Here is a 16,438-nt window from a genome sequence, read left to right as displayed (position 1 = left end):
TTTTATTAAACCATATAAGGAATGTTAGAGAATATAAGGGAGTTTTTATTTTAAGTAAATTGAAACGAATTTATATGATTTGAGAGTATCAGGTATAGTTTGAATAATATAACTTTTCAAAATTCATTTATAAGCCTAAAATCTGTTGCAAAAGATATTATTGCTTATTTTAGCTAATTCAAAAAACCACTTTAAAATATGAAAAGAATATGTTTTATGCTTTTTTTAGCAATAGCTTTCAATAATTTGCAGGCTCAGAATAAATTTAATCTGTTGGTAGGAACCTATACCAATACTTGCGAGAGTAAAGGAATCTATATTTATGAATTTGATGCTAATTCTGGAGATCTTAAATTAAAAAATTCTTCAGAAAATGTTATAAGTCCGAGTTATTTATCGGTTTCAGCAGATAATAAATTCATTTATGCCGTAAACGAAAACGGACCACAAAGTACCGTAAGTGCTTTTGGATATATTGCAAAATCCGGTAATATTAATTTTCTAAATAAAAATGATGCTTTAGGAGCAGATCCTTGTCATTTAATTAATGATGATAAAAATGTAATTGCTGCGAATTATTCCGGCGGTAATATTGTAGTTTATAAAAAGAATGCTGATGGGAGTATTTCTACAGTGCAACAGGTGATCCAGCATGAGGGAAAAGGTATTAATCCTGCGCGTCAGGAAAAGGCACATGTACATATGGTTGTTTTTTCTCCAGATAAAAAATTCATTTTATCTAATGATTTAGGCTTAGACAAAATTTTTATTTATAAATACAATCCGAACTCTAAAAACGAAATGCTGACATTAAAAGAAAGTGTTGATGTAAAAGCAGGTAGCGGACCAAGGCACTTGACATTTAGTAAGGATGGTAAATTTGTATATTTAATTCAGGAATTAGACGCTACACTCACGACTTTTAGTTATGATAAAAACGGAAGCTTAAAAAAGATTGCCGAGACAAGTATTCTGGCAAAAGATTTTAAAGGCGGCACGGGGGCAGCAGCAATTAAAATTTCGCCTGACGGAAAATTTTTATATGTAACAGACCGTGTCGATGCCAACAATATTTCGGTTTATAAGATTCTTAAAAACGGAGGTATTGAATTAGTAGAGCAAATAAGTACGTTAGGAAAAGGCCCAAGAGATTTTGCAATTGACCCAATAGGAAATTATCTTTTAGTTGGGCATCAATATACAAATGATATTGTTGTTTTTAAAAGAGACAAAGTTACTGGAAAACTTACAGATACTGGAAAAAGAATCGAATTGTGTTCCCCAGTTGGGTTGGTTTTTACGAAAATATAATTTTTAAAATTCCAATAAAAAAATTCCAAATTCCAAAGATGTTATGCTTGGAATTTGGAATTTTTAATTTTAGAATTTATATCTTATTTGTCTTTATCTTTTCTCTTCTTATCTCTGGTTTTTAACATATTTCGATTGACAGATCCGTGGGTCTTCTTTTTGGTTTTTGAAGGTCCTCCAAGGTTGACTTTTTTATTCTTTTTGGCTTTATCATGAAAGGCACCATCACCATCAAGTTTTACTTTTTTCATTAAAAACTTAATAGGCTGTTTGTCTTTTTCCGGCTCAATTAATTTGCTTGAGATTTCAACTTCTTCTGGGAATTCAGCAATTTCAAGTTCCTGATTCATCAAAACTTCAACTTCGACTTTAAATTCTTCTTCACGAGGCGTGATAAAACTTATTGCTGTTCCCGTTGCATCTGCACGACCAGTACGTCCAATTCTGTGCATGTATAATTCAGGGAATTCAGGAAGTTCAAAGTTGATAACGTGTGAGATATTCGAAATATCCAAACCTCTCGCCATAATGTCTGTAGTAATTAATCCGCGAAGATTTCCTTCCTGGAATTCAGCCATTGTACTCAAACGATAATTTTGAGATTTATTCGAGTGAATAACACCAAACTGTCCTTCAAAATCTTCTTCAATTCTGGTATGAAGCATGTCTGAAATCTTTTTATTATTCACAAAAACCAAAACACGTTCCATGTTTTCGTTTGTTTCTAATAAATGTTTTAACAGATTAACTTTAGTATTGAAGTTAGGGACGTTGTATGTTACTTGTGAAATGTTTTCAAGTGGTGTTCCTGAGGCAGCAAGTGTAACTTCTTCAGGAAAATCAAAAAAGTCATTCAATACAGCATCCACTTCGTCAGTCATGGTTGCCGAGAATAAAATGTTCTGACGTTTGGTTTTCATCATTGCCAAAAGTGCGGTCAATTGTGTGCGGAAACCTAAATTCAGCATTTCATCAAATTCATCGATAACTAATTTTTGAGTTTCATCAAAACGAATCACAGCATCAAGAGCCAAATCCATTGTCCTACCCGGAGTTCCAACTAAAATATCGACTCCTTCGTAAACCGCTTTTTTTTGTGTATTGATATTTACTCCACCAAAAATCCCTAAAGTGCTAACTGACATGTATTTGGTTAACTTTTCAATTTCTTCTACAACCTGAACAACTAATTCACGTGTTGGAACCAGAATTACAATTTTTGGTGTATTGGTTGGTGTAAATTTGTATAATTTTAAAAGAGGCAGTAAATAAGCGAATGTTTTACCGGTACCGGTTTGTGCAATCCCCATCATATCGCGACCTGACATAATCACAGAAAAGGATTTTTCCTGAATAGGAGTAGGAGTAACAAAGCCTAATTCGTCGATTGCTTTTTGTACTGATTTTGGAAGATTGAATTTTTCGAACGTGCTCATTTGCCTTGTTTTTTTGCAAAGATAGCATTAAATCCCCTTATAACAGATAAATACTGTAGACATCGTTAATCAATTGTAAGTTTGAATATTAAAATCTTATTTTAAACACCTTTTTACACGTAGTAATAATTCGTTAGGACTAAAGGGTTTTGCTATAAAATCATCTACTCCTAATTTAAAAGCATCCAGCACTGTAGCTTCTTCCTCTCCTAATGAAGACAAGGCAATTACGGGCATGTCTGCAAAATTATCTTTAATGAATTGTATGATTTCAAGACCGGATTTCATGGGCAGCATTATGTCTGTTAGAACTATATCCGGAACTTCTTTAGGAATTCTTTCAATCGCATCCAGACCATCTTTTGAAATTGAAAGTTCGTAACCTTCTTTGGAAAATATGAATTTCAATATTTCAATAGTCATGTTGTCGTCTTCAATGATAAATATCCTTTTTTTCTCCATAGGGGATGTACTTTAGGTATTTTTATTTTTGCTTTAGTACTATTTCATCCAGCATAAGCATTGGTTTTTTGTTTTTTCTTTCTCGCCAAATAGGCAATTTCTGTTCCGGAATCAGAATAATTTTTATTTTATCAAAAATACGAAAAGGAATGTTGTCAAAACTATAATTTCCTATGCTAAAGTTATAATTCTCTGTTAATTGTGTGCTTTTTTGCTCTTTAATAATTTCCCATTTTTGATTTCGAAAGCCTTTTAAAATAATTTCTTTAGGGAGAAATATCCAGTGTCTTTGGTCTTCTAAACATTGAAAATCTATAGAATTAAAATCGACATTATTAGAAGTAATAATTATTTCAGCATTTTGTCCGTACCAGCCGGTCCAGTTTAGATTAAAATCTTTATACCCTTTAATTCCGTCATTAAGTCCTCTTTCTTTTTTAGCATTAAAATCTGATGAGGGCTGGGTTTGAAATTCGTATTTCAGGTTTTCTCCTAAATGATCTACTACGTTATTTCGGGCAATGTACTTCCATTGGTTAAAGTATTCTTCTGGACTTAAACCATCTTCGCTAAGTTCATAAATCCCAAAATCTGAACAATTTTTCACAAAATCCTGAACCCTGTTTTCCAGATTATCTTTTACAGAAAATGAATTACCCTTTTTTTGATACATTCCGTGAGGTTCTTTTCCGTAAAATTTTGCCTGTTCAAAATATACATATTCCAGATCTAACCGTAACTTTAAAATTCGTTTTTTAATTACTGGATCATCATTTTCAGCATTTGCTTTAGCAATCAAATTGTCATAAATGGACATATTTTCAGCCGATAAAAAAGTATTTCTTTGTTCTACTGGGCCGGAATATATATCGAGGTAGCTCTTTGTTTCTATTTGATTTTTGGTCAAAATATCAAGATACTCCTGAATATAAGGAGCTGATTTGCCATAATAACCCCTTAAAAAGTCAGAAGTTGCTTTTTTTACTTCAAAATTGGAATTCCATAACAATTTTGCAAGAAGATATTGTCTTAATTCGCTGAAACTTCCCGGAATATCAGCATATCCCTGACTAAAAATTCCTTTAACTCCTATCGAATTCAAAAAAGAATAATTTGGAGAAAAAGTATGAAGGTTAGGGAAAGGAGACAGAAAATTAGAAAATTCAACCGTATAGTCCCAGAACATTACATTTTTAGAAACGTGTGTCCATTTTTGGAGCGTGTTTTTTATACTTATGTTTTTACCCTCATTTAAAGCTTCCCCACGATTTGCTTCAATTGCACATACTATTGGATATAAATTAGTAGCTAATTTGAGGTTTTTAGGTGGCTGATAGCTAAATAAATAAGCTAATGTGGCTATTTTTGTTTGAGGAAATTGTTTGGCTATCTGATTCAAAAAGTAGTAATGAGCACCTTGCGGTGAGCCATATTTTTGATTTAATTTTTGGCAATCACTGCATTCACAATAAACAACATCATCATTTTGGCTAACCGAAAAATAAGTAGCATATGGTTTTTCCTTAATAGCTTTGGTAATATTATTAACCATTATTTTGAAAACTGTATCATTTGAATAACAAATGGATTCGCCGTGACGTTTATGGTCATAAAGAGCAAACATTTTAGGATTTTCTTTGAAATATTCCTTGGCTGGGAGAAGTTGATTAAAAGTATGTCCCCAAAGTCCAAAATCATCAAGATACCAATCTATTTTATGCCATTTTCTAAAGGCTTCATCATACATTCCAGGATATAATAATCCTCTGAAATTGAATGACGGCTTTTCTTTTCTGTTTTTATTGGCAGGAAATTTTAAAACATCAAATTTTGGATAATAAGTATAATCAGGAGTGAATTTTCGAACTTCCCAATATTCTAATAAACTATAAACAGCATATTCTAAAAATAAATCTGAAGTAGCTCTTAAAGTTATTTTTTTATTGTCTGAATTGACCTCAAAATAATCTCCTTCTTTTGACTGAAAAACTTCCAGGATTATTCCGTTTTCGGTTTTATTCGAGGAAATTTCAAAACTTGCCAGACTAATTTTATCTAAATTTTCTTTGAGGATTTTCGCAGCGGTCAAACATTGAATATTACTGTAAGTAATAATATTTGATGAAGATTCCGGAAATGTAATTTCGTTTTGCGCCATTATTTTGGTGTTTAAAATGAAAAGAAATCCAAATATTAAAATCCATTTTTGCATATTTAAAATTTATATTGAAGCGAAACTGTTATTTCATATTCATTTTGTCTTTTTTCCGGAGCATATTCCTGATTGTTGTAAAGAAACTGAAAACCTGCAATATAATTATTGAAAATAGTTTTACTGATTCCGGCACCAATTCGATAAGAACTTAAATTTATTCTTTCACTATACAATCCTGAAGTGTTATTGTCATCAGGAGAAGTCCCGTATCCTAAAACAGCAAATAGATAATCGTATCTTGTGTCTAAATAATAGCGGGATGTAAAGGTAAATGCCGGATTTATTTTGTTATCGTCACTTTGAAGAAAGGAGCTTAGATTGAACCACAATGATTTATAATAAGTTCCCATTCCTAAAACTAATGCGGGGAATTCATCAGCATCTGTTTTTGTGTACCGCATTCCAAGATTGGCTTCCCATTTTTTTAGGAAACTAATGTAATAGCTTGCTCCAAAACGGTATTTGGGATAAACTTTGTCATTACTGAAAGCAGCATTAAAAAAAAGATAATCTTTTTTTGTGGTAAAAATATAGGATGAAAGCTCGAATTGTGCTCCATTTACATCCTCAGCCGAATCAGATTTTCGATTCATAGCATTTATGTTTCCAATTAAAGTACCCCAATCCCGGGTTCGTATGTATTGTGCCATGAATTGATTCCATGGACCATAACCGTCCCTGTTAAAACTCGTATTTGCATATTGTAAGCCAATCCTGTCTTCTTCAGTTTTATGAGAAAGTAAAATATAACGGTCTTTAAATGAAACATTTTTTGGGTTTTTCTTTATTAATTCCGTCATTAATTCCAGTTCGGCACCTGCATCGCCTTGCAACTCATAGATGTTTAATTTTTTTGTGTCGTAATAAAGTTGGTTTTCAGTATAAAGCAGTTTTCCTTTTTTAATATATTCTATTGCGGTATTATAATCCTTATTATTAATGGCTATATTAATTAAATAATTGTAAGCATCCGGATATTTATCACTTTTTAAAATTACCTTCTTATAATAAAACTGAGCACTGTCTGATTGTTTTATTCTTTCAAAATTTTGTCCGATAAGCAAATAATAATCCAGATAATCAGGAGCAATTTTTAAACCTGTTTTGGCTTTTTGAATAATTTCCTGCGGATCTTTATTTTCTCTATAATCAGAAACTAATTGTACAAGTAAACTGTCTACATCTATCTTTTGAGCTACAGCAGCATGATTACTTAAAAGTAAAAACCAAGTAAGACACAGAATATAAGAAGTATTCTTCATTTGAGTTATATTTTTTTAGAGGTTGTAAATCCTTTTCGGGTCATAACACCCCAGCTTTGTTCTTTTTGATTAAAAAAGTGCCAATACCCTTTTAATGAGGCATAAACACAAATAGGATGATAAACTATTGGTTCAATAATTGCCATCATTACCAAAACCATTAATTCTTTAGCATTATCGTAATTTTTATATAAGACTTCATCAATAAAGATCGAAATTAAGGTAATAAGTAAATAAAATAAATATATTGTCAAGGTAAACCAAAGCAGGTATTCTTCATTTATAAATTTAAATGTAAAAGCAATTATAATCGTTATCAAACCTATCACTTCAATTATTGGAACCATAAATTCAAACCAAAAAAAATAGGGAAGAATTAAAAATGCTGTTTTGCCATACTTTGGATTAAAAAACATATTTCTGTGCAAATATAAGGTTTGTATCAATCCTCTTGCCCAACGAACCCTTTGTCTTAGTAATATTTGTTTTGTAGACGGCACTTCTGTCCAGCATAAAGATTCCGGAATGTATTTAATTAAGAATTTTTGATGGTTGTCATACATGTATTTTCGCATTCGTGTAATTAATTCCATGTCTTCACCAAGCGATTTATGCCAATAACCACCTGCTTTTATGGCAATTTCTTTATCAAACATGCCTAATCCGCCCGATACTAGTAATAGGCCATTTATTCTGCTCCAGGCCATTCGTCCAAATAAAAAAGCTCTTACATACTCTAATTCCTGAAACCTTGGATACCATTCTTTAGGGAAATGTACTTTGACCAAAAAACCTTCTTTTACTTCGCAGGAGTTCGAAATCCTAATTCCGGCGCCTGTTGCAATTACCCTGCGGCTATGTTCCATAAATGGCTTTGACAGTTTAAGTATAGTTTCCTGTTTTAAAATACAATCTACGTCAGTGCATAAAAACAAAGGATATTTTGATGAATTGATTCCTGCATTTGAAGCATCGGCTTTACTTTTTCCGTTTTCTTTATCCACTACCATTAATTTGGAGTAGATAGGATTTTTGGATTTATAGTGTCCGCGAACAGGTTTAGTAGGAATATGTTCTTCGTAATAAAAATCAACTTTTACTAACTCAAATTCTATTATAAGTTTTTCTAATGTGTCATCTGTACTGCCGTCATTTACAATAATAACTTCATATTTTGGATAAGTTAAAGATAATAAAGATCTGACGTTATATACAATATTTACACCTTCATTAAATGCTGGTGCTACGACCGAAACTCCCATTAAATAGTTTGATTTAAATAAAGTTTCTTCTTCCAGGTATTTTTGAAATCGTAAGTGTTTTAAAATTGCTGTATAGGATAATAGAGCAAGAATGATATAAAACAGAATATAAATTCCGGAAAATGCTGAAACAAAAACTTCATAAGCACTGATGCAGTATTTTAATAGTTCTGTTGTCATAGAATATAAATATCATTTATGTGATTAAGCATTTTAAGGGTATCATCATCTTCTAAGCTTAGTTTTTCTATGGCTTTTTTGTCAATAATACTCAATGCATTTACTGCAAGCATCTTTAGGGATTTATTTGTTTCATATAAAACTAACTGTTCTAAGAAAAATAATGATTTTTGTCCTCCAATCACCTTTAAGCCTTTTAATATTTCTGCTTTATTATTATTGTCGTCATGTAAATAAATAGAAATCAATTCTGTTTCTGCATTTTTGAAATATAATTTTCTGCATGCTAAAATTGCTTCATATCTTAAAATGGAATCCTCAGAATTTAATAGTTCCACAATTTTTTCTTCCTGATGAGCATAATTAAAAAAAACCATCATTTTAATACCTAACCGTATTACAGAATTATTTTCCGAAAGTAGCCATTCATCAATATTTTTGGGCATATCTATTTTTTTTATATGTAGAAGCTCCATTAATTTAATCATGTTTAGCAAAGAAATTTTGGTTGGAATATTTGCAATCCTTTCTAATTTTCCTTGTACCAAAGATAAATAACACGCATATGCATTAGAACGAATAATTTTATCCCTATGTGTTAAATAAGGTTTTATTAATTTTTTCGCAGGTTTATAATCGATATGCTGAAATTGATAAAAACCTTCACATTTTTGAGAGTATCTTAAATTAGCAACTAATCTGGCTGAAAAAACATGAAGGTTCAGTTTTTTGTATAATTCTACAATTATAAAATTTGATTCTCCTTTCAGATTTTTTTTAAAATGAATCATTTCATTGATCACAATATTCTTGCACCAATTTCGATGTAATGGAATTTTATTTTTTAGTTCGGCTATTTTTTCATTAATTTTCTCTTTGTTGTTTTTTTCAAAAATTAAGGAAGTTAGAAATAGATCTGTATTTTGAATTACAAGACGTTTTTTTTTATTGAAATTGTATAAAATTAAACGTCTGCTCCACATTAAAGCTGTCAAAATAATAACGAAGCTTAAAAGTGAAGGGACAAGATAAAATTTTACAAATTCAAAAATCGAGTTCATTAGTATTTTCTTATACTTAATATTACGATTTTTTTTTGGATTAAGGTGTTAAAATCCTTCAAAAACTCCTAAGCCAAATAAGGCAAAGTCATATTTTACAGGGTCATTTGCGTCTAATTCACGTAGTTTTATGTCTAATTCTGCAAGTGCTTTTCCGTCATTTTGTTTTCTTGTAAGTAAACCTAATTTGCGTGCGACATTTCCGGAATGTACATCAAGAGGGCATGACAGCGCACTTGGGGAGATATTTTTCCAAATACCTAAATCAACTCCTTTTGTATCCTGCCGACAAAACCAGCGTAGCATCATATTGATACGTTTTGCTGCAGAGCCATTCATGGGGTCTGAAATGTGTTTTTGAGTTCGGCTTTGATGCGGGATTTCGAAGAATATTTTTTTGAATTCAGAAATGCTTTTTTGTGTTGAATTAGCTTCTAAATTTTTAGCAAAAACGGATTCTAAACCATTATGATTTTGGTAAATATGCTTTAATCCTTTAATGAACCCGGTAAAATCATTTCCGTTAAATGTGCGATGGACAAAATTTTCTAATCGTTCTAAATCCAAATCAGAATGTGACATTACAAAATCGTAAGGTGTATTGCCCATCAAATCCATCATTTGATGAGAATTTTTGATAATCATTTTTCGATTTCCCCAGGCAATAGTGGCACTTAAAAATCCTGCAATTTCAATATCTTCTTTCTGCGCAAACAAATGCGGAATTTGTACAGGATCACTTTCGATAAAATCGAATGTGTTATATTGATTAACTTTTTCGTCAAGGAATTCTTTGAGTTCTGTTTTATTCATTTTTCTGTATTTTTTTTGCGTAAAACCCGTCTTTTAAATCGTTAGTACGCATTTGAGGGATAATTTGAAAATATTTTTCAAAATAATCAATTTGCTGTTTATCAACACAAGGCAAATCCCCATTTCCATTTGCCCAGAAAAAATCATTTTTTTGAGGAGAATTATATTTTAAATTACCTAATTGAATCGTTTCAAAAGCGGTATTGTTTTTTGTATTTGGGTAAGGAAAAAAAATATTTTTAACTGAAAAATTACTGATTTCCATCATGAGTTTATGATTAGAAAATCTATTTAGACTTACAGGAAAAAATAAAACAACGAAAGTTGGAATTAATGAGAGTAAAAGTAAAATATTAATTGTTCTTCTGCTTTGAACAATACAAATAAAACAAAATATGGCGAAAAACAATATGAAATTCATAAAAAATCGATACTGTGGAGATGTTATTAAAAACAAAAATAATTGCACGATCATTACAACATAAAGTATCCATAAAGCTTTTTTATTTTGGAATTTAAAAATAAAGAAAGGTACAATAAGAATTAAAAAAATAGCGATTTTGTTAAATAAGCCGTTGAGTTTGGGCAGTGTTAACCATCTTAAAAATAAATCCAAAACGGACATAGAATTGTATTGCTCAGTAGTAACAAAAAAACCATAATATTTAATTTGATCGTAATAAAAACCCTGAATGGAGTCTGGAATCGAATAATTCATAGTCAATGAAGTTAAAATTTTAGACGGAAAAATCGGTGATCCACAAATAATCATATTTTTTATTACAAAAAGACAAAGAATTGTAATTGTTAAAAAAATAGTTTTTAAAAGGTTCCTTGATAAAAGCTGAAAATGAAGTATCAATAAAATGATTGGAAAAACAGAAAAAGTTAAAGTAGTATTTTTTATGTAAAGTAAAAAAAGAACCAAAATCACAATTAAATTATAGTTTTCAGGTGTTGTTTTTTTGAAATTTTCTAAGAAATAAAAAAGTAAAATAAAACTAAAAACATATACAGGAATATCTGGAGATGGTGCACTAATAAATTGGAAAAAGAAAATATTGAACAAAGGAAACAGTCCAATAAGGAGGTAGTTTTTATTTCTGTTTTTATAATATTCATCCAGCATTTGGATTGAAAAAATGTTTCCTAAAAGCAGGCAAAAACCACTTAAATCATTGTAATTTTTATATAAAAAAGAAAAATTAAAAACACTTTGAGTAATATGCCAGCCACTCATTTGTCCATAAAATAAATGAAGGTTTACCAGTCCTTTTACAAAACCATATTCGTTAAGCCATTTTATGGTTTGAATGTAATACGATTCATTATCAATGACAAACGGGATAGAAGCGCTTTGTGCAATGACCAGGAAAAAAATTATAAAGAGAATTAATTTAAAAACATTGTCTAATTGTTTGATTTCTAATAAAAATGATTTATATCTTCCAATAATAGTATTGTAGAATCGAATTACAGAAATAATATTTAGTACTAATAAAAAAAAGTGAAATTCAATATTTATTCTTCCAAAAATGGCCCAGATGCTGGCTAAAATTGTGGTAGAAAACAAACCTAATATTACAGTAATTATTAGATTATTATTTTTTAAGCCAATAATTTTATCAAAAACAAATCCTAGATTTACGTTAGTAAATAAAATATAAACCCAGCTTATAAAAATTAAAATCATGTTAAGTTATAATTTGTCCATCTGACATTATCAGTTTTCTGTCAGCCATATTTGCAAGCTCTTCATTATGGGTTACAATGACAAAAGTTTGCCCAAATTCATCGCGAAGCTGAAAGAATAACTGATGCAGGTTTTCGGCAGAATGAGTGTCCAGATTTCCGGACGGTTCATCGGCAAAAATCACATCGGGTTTATTGATTAATGCCCTTGCTACGGCAACACGCTGCTGTTCACCGCCGGAAAGTTCGTTTGGCTTATGATTGATTCGATGAGATAATCCTAAATAATTCAGGAGTCTTTTGGCTTCGGCTTCGGTTTCTGATGTTTTTTTGCCTGCAATATAGGCAGGAATGCACACATTTTCGAGAGCTGTAAATTCAGGCAGAAGCTGATGGAACTGAAAAATAAATCCCAAATTCAGGTTTCTGAATTTTGATAAGGCTTTGTCATTCATTCCCAAAATATTTTCTCCGTTTATGGTAAGGGAAGATTCAGAACCTGATTTTTCAGGCTTGTCCAATGTTCCTAAGATGTGTAGTAAAGTGGTTTTTCCTGCTCCGGAAGCGCCAACAATTGAAACAATTTCTCCTTTTTGAATATGTAAATCAACACCTTTTAAAACTTCAAGCTGATCGTAGAATTTATGTATATTTTTTGCGTGTATCATGGAAACTGTTTTTACAAAGAAACAAAGATTCTGCCGATATTAAAATGGACTGTAACAGAATTTTATGATGGAGAACAAAATGGGAATTAAGAAACAAATTTTTCTAATGGAATAATTTTTGGTGATAATTAATTTTTAAATTCGATATATCTAAATAATTTTAAAATGGAAAGGCTAAGTACAGCGAACGACGCTATGATAAAAAAATTGCTATTAGGTCTCCTTTTTGATGGAATTGGAATGATTTCGTTTAGCATTCCACTACTTGGTGAATTTTCGGATGTAATTTGGGCACCAATTGCAGCTTTTATTATGACTAGAATGTATAAAGGCAGAGTAGGGAAGGTCGCAAGTATTTTGACTTTTGTAGAAGAGATAATTCCGTTTACGGATATAATTCCTTCATTTACTATTACCTGGATTTATACTTATTATTTTCAAAAGCAAAACAGGGCTGTTTAATGTTTATTTCAAATTTTCTAAAAATGGTAATAGGGTTATTGCAGAAAAAGGAGAAAAATATTTTTTGTCAGTCTCAGGGTCAACAGTGCCATTAGACACGATACCTATTAGCATTCCTTTTTCATCAACAACAGGAGCACCACTTAAGCCACCAAATTGTTCCGGAACAATAATATCTTTAAGGAGAATACGATTGTTGATGGTTTTATAATATTCGAATTCATATACTCTTTGTTTTCCGCTTTCCATTTTTCTTGTCCAGCCCACTACATATAATTTTTCTCCCGCAATTAAAGGATTCACTCTTATTTGCAGAGGTTTTATTTTTGAATGATTTTCTTTTATTGAAAAAAGCAGCCAGTCATTTTCATAAGTCGATTTGGCTACTAAAAGTTCTGATTTGTTTTCATTCAGCAATTTATCACAAATAACAATTTCGGATTTGTTTTCTAATGGATACAAAGACCAGGATTTGATATTGTTTTCAAATGACAAGGTTTTCATTTTATCAGGTTTGATAATTTTTAATAGATGTTTTGCCGTGACAGCATAGATTTCGTTATTGTATCGTAGTAAAAATCCACAGCTAAATTTTGACTGATCTAATTTGGAATCAAAAAAATCAATTTTGTTGACTAAAGTGATTTCTTCAAAAGTTTTAGTTGATACTTTTTCCTGCCCCGTACACGCTGTTAATATCAGTAAAGCAATGAGAGAGATAAATTTCATAATTTTTTTAAATAAGGCAGTAAATAGTCATCATCATCTTTAATAAATAAATGGCAACTGTTTAAGGCTGCCATTTATATCAAATTTATGCAAAAAACTTATTGTACAATAATCTTGTTTATATGTAATACTTGTTTTGTTTTTGGGTCTGAAACTTTTAGAATAAAAACACCTTTTGATTTTAAATTGATGTTCTCCTGTGTTTTTCCAATAATGTTTCTTTTAAAGACTTCCTTGCCTAAAATATCAAAGATTTTGAGTTCAGCATTGCTTCCGTCATTTTCCAGTAAAACAGAAAAAGATCCGTTATTTGGTACAGGCCAAACTTTAAAAGAACTATTTTCTTTGATTGGTTTTTCTACTGATAGATTAGAGCTGTATCCGCTAACGATATTAACTTTGCGAGTCATAGTTGCTGCTTCGTTATCCGTAACAGTAAAATCAAAAGAACATAAACCTGTTGTCGTTGGAGTAAATTCTACTATATCTGAATTAAGACTCGTATTGCCGTTAACAACATTAGATACAGAGTAATTAACCCCAGTTGTAAAACCCCTTGATAGTTTCTGGATATTAATGCTGATTTTACTTCCGTCCGGCGAATCATAGTGAGGCAGGGACATCCATTGTAAATAGGTATCTAAATTAGTATAACCATCCAAGTCAGCATCAGCATTGGTATCTGAGAAATCACCAATACCGGAATTTGTATTTGTTCCCAGGATATTTTCCCACCAATTTGGCAATCCATCCTGATCAGTATCCCAATTTGCGTCTCTTATTATTTCAGGATAGGTTTCGTAACCTCCAACATCAGATTCGTTGTCAGGAAATCCGGGTTTATTGGTAACGCTTCCTCTATAAGTATAAGTTCCGTTTAATGTTTCTGTAATGATTCTTTGATCGTGATCATCAAATTCAGGCTGAATGCATCCAACATCAGATAGTACAATTTTATAAGCATTTGATGCAGATTGTGTAGTTACGTATGAAGGAAAGAATTGTGTGGTAACAAAGTTATCGTAAGTATTAGTTGCTCCATTTTTATAAGTGGATCTTCTTCCAATAGTTTGATTACTTTCGTCAAAATAGCCTGGCATCACATTTCCATTAAAATAACAGCGTTGCATTCCAGTTCCTGTATTTTCGTTATCCGCACTAAATGCAACAAATATTTTTGAACCTGCACCAGGCTTATAATAATTGTTTACAAAGTTTACTTCTTTAGTTCCGCCATCAGTTGTTCTGGAACCCCAATTATAAACTACATTATTTGTAATATCCATTCTGCCAGAATAAGCACCGCTACCATCTAATCCTCCTCCTAAACTCCAATTACGTCCATAGCAATGTGCTAAGAGATTGTGATGAAAACTTCCAATGTCACCGCCTATTGTCGCAGCATAACCATGCTCAGTTCCGGCTGGATAATTTTGATGTCCTGCAGCATTTAATGCTTCTGATATTAATGTTTTTTGTAAAGTAATATTTTTTCCTGAACGGGAACTAAAAGCCTCGTCAATTGTCCAGCTTATAGAGCAATGGTCAATTATACTATGATCTGCACCCGTTAACCCCATTCCGTCAAAGGTTGTTCCTCCTCCTAATCGTACTCTTATGTTTTGAACAATGGCATCATTTCCTGTAATTCCAAAAGGAGCAGTACGAATACAAATTCCTTTTCCTGGAGCTGTTTGACCAGCAATCGTTACATAAGGCTGACTTGAAACCAAACGAGAATTTAGCTGGATAATTCCAGATGTGTTGAACACAATCGTTCTTGGACCAATATCATTTGTAACAGCTTCACGTAAGCTTCCCGGACCGCTATCATTTAAATTGGTAACGGCAACTACTTTTCCGCCTCTTCCACCACGTGCAAATCGGCCATAGCCTTCAGCACCCGGAAAAGCAAGCTGTGCAGGACGAAAGCGCCATGTATTACCTTTTACGATTTCATTATTGGATAAAACTTCATCTACTCTCCAATAGTAAGTTTCTCCGGTGTATAATCCATTTAACTGATAAGAAGCATTTGCTTTAAGTTGGTTGCCTTTAAATTCAGGAGATAATGTTCCTGCGGCTTCAAGAGCTGCTAAATCAGTACCAAAATAAATATTGTGTGATACGGCATTAAGTGCTGAAGTCCATATTAATGTTTTATTGCCTGAACTTAATTCTACATGTTCATCATTATGTTTAGGAGCTGGATCTGTTGCCTGATTAAAAATATTAGGTGTGTTTAATTCAAATCCATTTAACATTACATTTTTATAAGTTTCAGTGCCGGATCTTTCGGCAGCAAAAATAATAACTACATCGTTTCCTGTTGTCGCCTGAAAAGTTAAATATGCTGATTTTGCATCTGCTGTTTTCAGTGCTCTCACACTTGGAATTAAATTATCGATTATTAAATTTCCATTTATCGATATATCAATTGGGCTAAAAGTGTAAACTGGGCTGTCTACTGCATTCAAAAAAGCCAGTAGGGTATGGGTACCTGTTTCTAATCCGCTAATTCGTACTTCTATTTGACCACCTTCATTTGCAGTGCCATTTTTTACAGTAACCCCATCACAGACTAATCTGGCATAAGTAGGTGCACTTATTCCGGTTTTATACCAGTTGGTGCCTAAAAGATCACCTTTGTCTCCAACACGGGTTAGTGTAAATTTAACTCCGTTTACAGTTTTAGTGTCTGAATTTGTAGTAATTACCCATGGCGTGTAGTCTGGGTCACCTACTTCTGCAGTTTGTCTTCCTGATTGATCAAAATCAATTTTTACTACCGGATTCTGAGCAAAAATCTTTGTTGTCGTTATTGTAAGGCAGATTATTGCCATTACAAACGAAAATTTAATAGAATTATTAAACATTTTAATGTG

13 protein-coding genes are annotated in these 16,438 nt (G+C 31.7%); 2 read left to right on the top strand and 11 right to left on the bottom strand.

Features of this window, described 5'->3' with window-relative positions:
• Positions 1 to 198 precede the first annotated feature (198 nt).
• Positions 199 to 1,311 (top strand): lactonase family protein, encoded by a 1,113-nt coding sequence (locus ACEN2I_RS09980; protein WP_441765958.1) that lies wholly within the window; start codon positions 199 to 201, stop codon positions 1,309 to 1,311.
• A gap of 83 nt (positions 1,312 to 1,394) precedes the next feature.
• On the opposite strand, the gene ACEN2I_RS09975 is transcribed toward ACEN2I_RS09980, so the two are convergent.
• The 9 genes from ACEN2I_RS09975 to ACEN2I_RS09935 form a co-directional block, all read right to left on the bottom strand.
• A complete protein-coding gene (locus tag ACEN2I_RS09975; protein WP_441765957.1) occupies positions 1,395 to 2,747 on the bottom strand; it encodes a DEAD/DEAH box helicase in 1,353 nt (450 codons plus the stop codon).
• Positions 2,748 to 2,843: 96 nt separating this feature from the next.
• Complete coding sequence (locus ACEN2I_RS09970; protein WP_441765956.1) at positions 2,844 to 3,209, bottom strand: response regulator transcription factor; 366 nt, start codon at positions 3,207 to 3,209, stop codon at positions 2,844 to 2,846.
• Between the two features lie 22 nt (positions 3,210 to 3,231).
• Positions 3,232 to 5,367: a DUF4838 domain-containing protein gene (locus ACEN2I_RS09965; RefSeq protein WP_441765955.1), complete on the bottom strand. Its 2,136-nt coding sequence runs from the start codon at positions 5,365 to 5,367 to the stop codon at positions 3,232 to 3,234.
• 56 nt (positions 5,368 to 5,423) lie between these two features.
• Complete coding sequence (locus ACEN2I_RS09960; protein ID WP_441765954.1) at positions 5,424 to 6,686, bottom strand: YaiO family outer membrane beta-barrel protein; 1,263 nt, start codon at positions 6,684 to 6,686, stop codon at positions 5,424 to 5,426.
• A 5-nt stretch (positions 6,687 to 6,691) separates the two neighbouring features.
• The gene (locus ACEN2I_RS09955) at positions 6,692 to 8,128 is read right to left on the bottom strand and encodes a glycosyltransferase family 2 protein (RefSeq protein ID WP_441765953.1); all 1,437 of its coding nucleotides are present in this window, start codon (positions 8,126 to 8,128) and stop codon (positions 6,692 to 6,694) included.
• On the bottom strand, positions 8,125 to 8,919 hold the full coding sequence (locus ACEN2I_RS09950) for a HEAT repeat domain-containing protein (protein ID WP_441765952.1): 795 nt from the start codon (positions 8,917 to 8,919) through the stop codon (positions 8,125 to 8,127). The genes ACEN2I_RS09955 and ACEN2I_RS09950 overlap by 4 nt, the downstream gene beginning before the upstream one ends.
• A 318-nt stretch (positions 8,920 to 9,237) precedes the next feature.
• A complete protein-coding gene (locus ACEN2I_RS09945; protein ID WP_441765951.1) occupies positions 9,238 to 10,002 on the bottom strand; it encodes a TIGR02757 family protein in 765 nt (254 codons plus the stop codon).
• Positions 9,995 to 11,695 carry an LIC_10190 family membrane protein gene (locus tag ACEN2I_RS09940; protein WP_441765950.1) on the bottom strand — a complete coding sequence of 567 codons (1,701 nt, stop codon included), beginning with the start codon at positions 11,693 to 11,695 and terminating at the stop codon, positions 9,995 to 9,997. The genes ACEN2I_RS09945 and ACEN2I_RS09940 overlap by 8 nt, the downstream gene beginning before the upstream one ends.
• A 1-nt stretch (position 11,696) precedes the next feature.
• Positions 11,697 to 12,362: an ABC transporter ATP-binding protein gene (locus ACEN2I_RS09935; RefSeq protein WP_441765949.1), complete on the bottom strand. Its 666-nt coding sequence runs from the start codon at positions 12,360 to 12,362 to the stop codon at positions 11,697 to 11,699.
• A 165-nt stretch (positions 12,363 to 12,527) separates the two neighbouring features.
• Here ACEN2I_RS09935 and ACEN2I_RS09930 point away from each other — a divergent pair, with 165 nt between their 5' ends.
• On the top strand, positions 12,528 to 12,824 hold the full coding sequence (locus ACEN2I_RS09930; RefSeq protein WP_441765948.1) for a hypothetical protein: 297 nt from the start codon (positions 12,528 to 12,530) through the stop codon (positions 12,822 to 12,824).
• A 3-nt stretch (positions 12,825 to 12,827) separates the two neighbouring features.
• Here the strand turns inward: ACEN2I_RS09930 and ACEN2I_RS09925 are convergent, their stop codons facing one another.
• Together ACEN2I_RS09925 and ACEN2I_RS09920 are read right to left on the bottom strand one after the other, a co-directional pair.
• A complete protein-coding gene (locus ACEN2I_RS09925; RefSeq protein ID WP_441765947.1) occupies positions 12,828 to 13,553 on the bottom strand; it encodes a trypsin-like serine protease in 726 nt (241 codons plus the stop codon).
• Positions 13,554 to 13,651: 98 nt separating this feature from the next.
• Entirely contained in the window at positions 13,652 to 16,429 is a 2,778-nt protein-coding gene (locus ACEN2I_RS09920; protein ID WP_441765946.1) for a T9SS type A sorting domain-containing protein, read from the bottom strand.
• Between the last annotated feature and the right edge of the window lie 9 nt (positions 16,430 to 16,438).

This window comes from Flavobacterium sp. W22_SRS_FK3 (assembly GCF_052113665.1).
Classification (GTDB): Bacteria; Bacteroidota; Bacteroidia; order Flavobacteriales; family Flavobacteriaceae; genus Flavobacterium.
The sequence above is the reverse complement of the archived record's forward strand: the minus strand, read 5'-3'. Positions and strand labels throughout refer to the sequence as shown.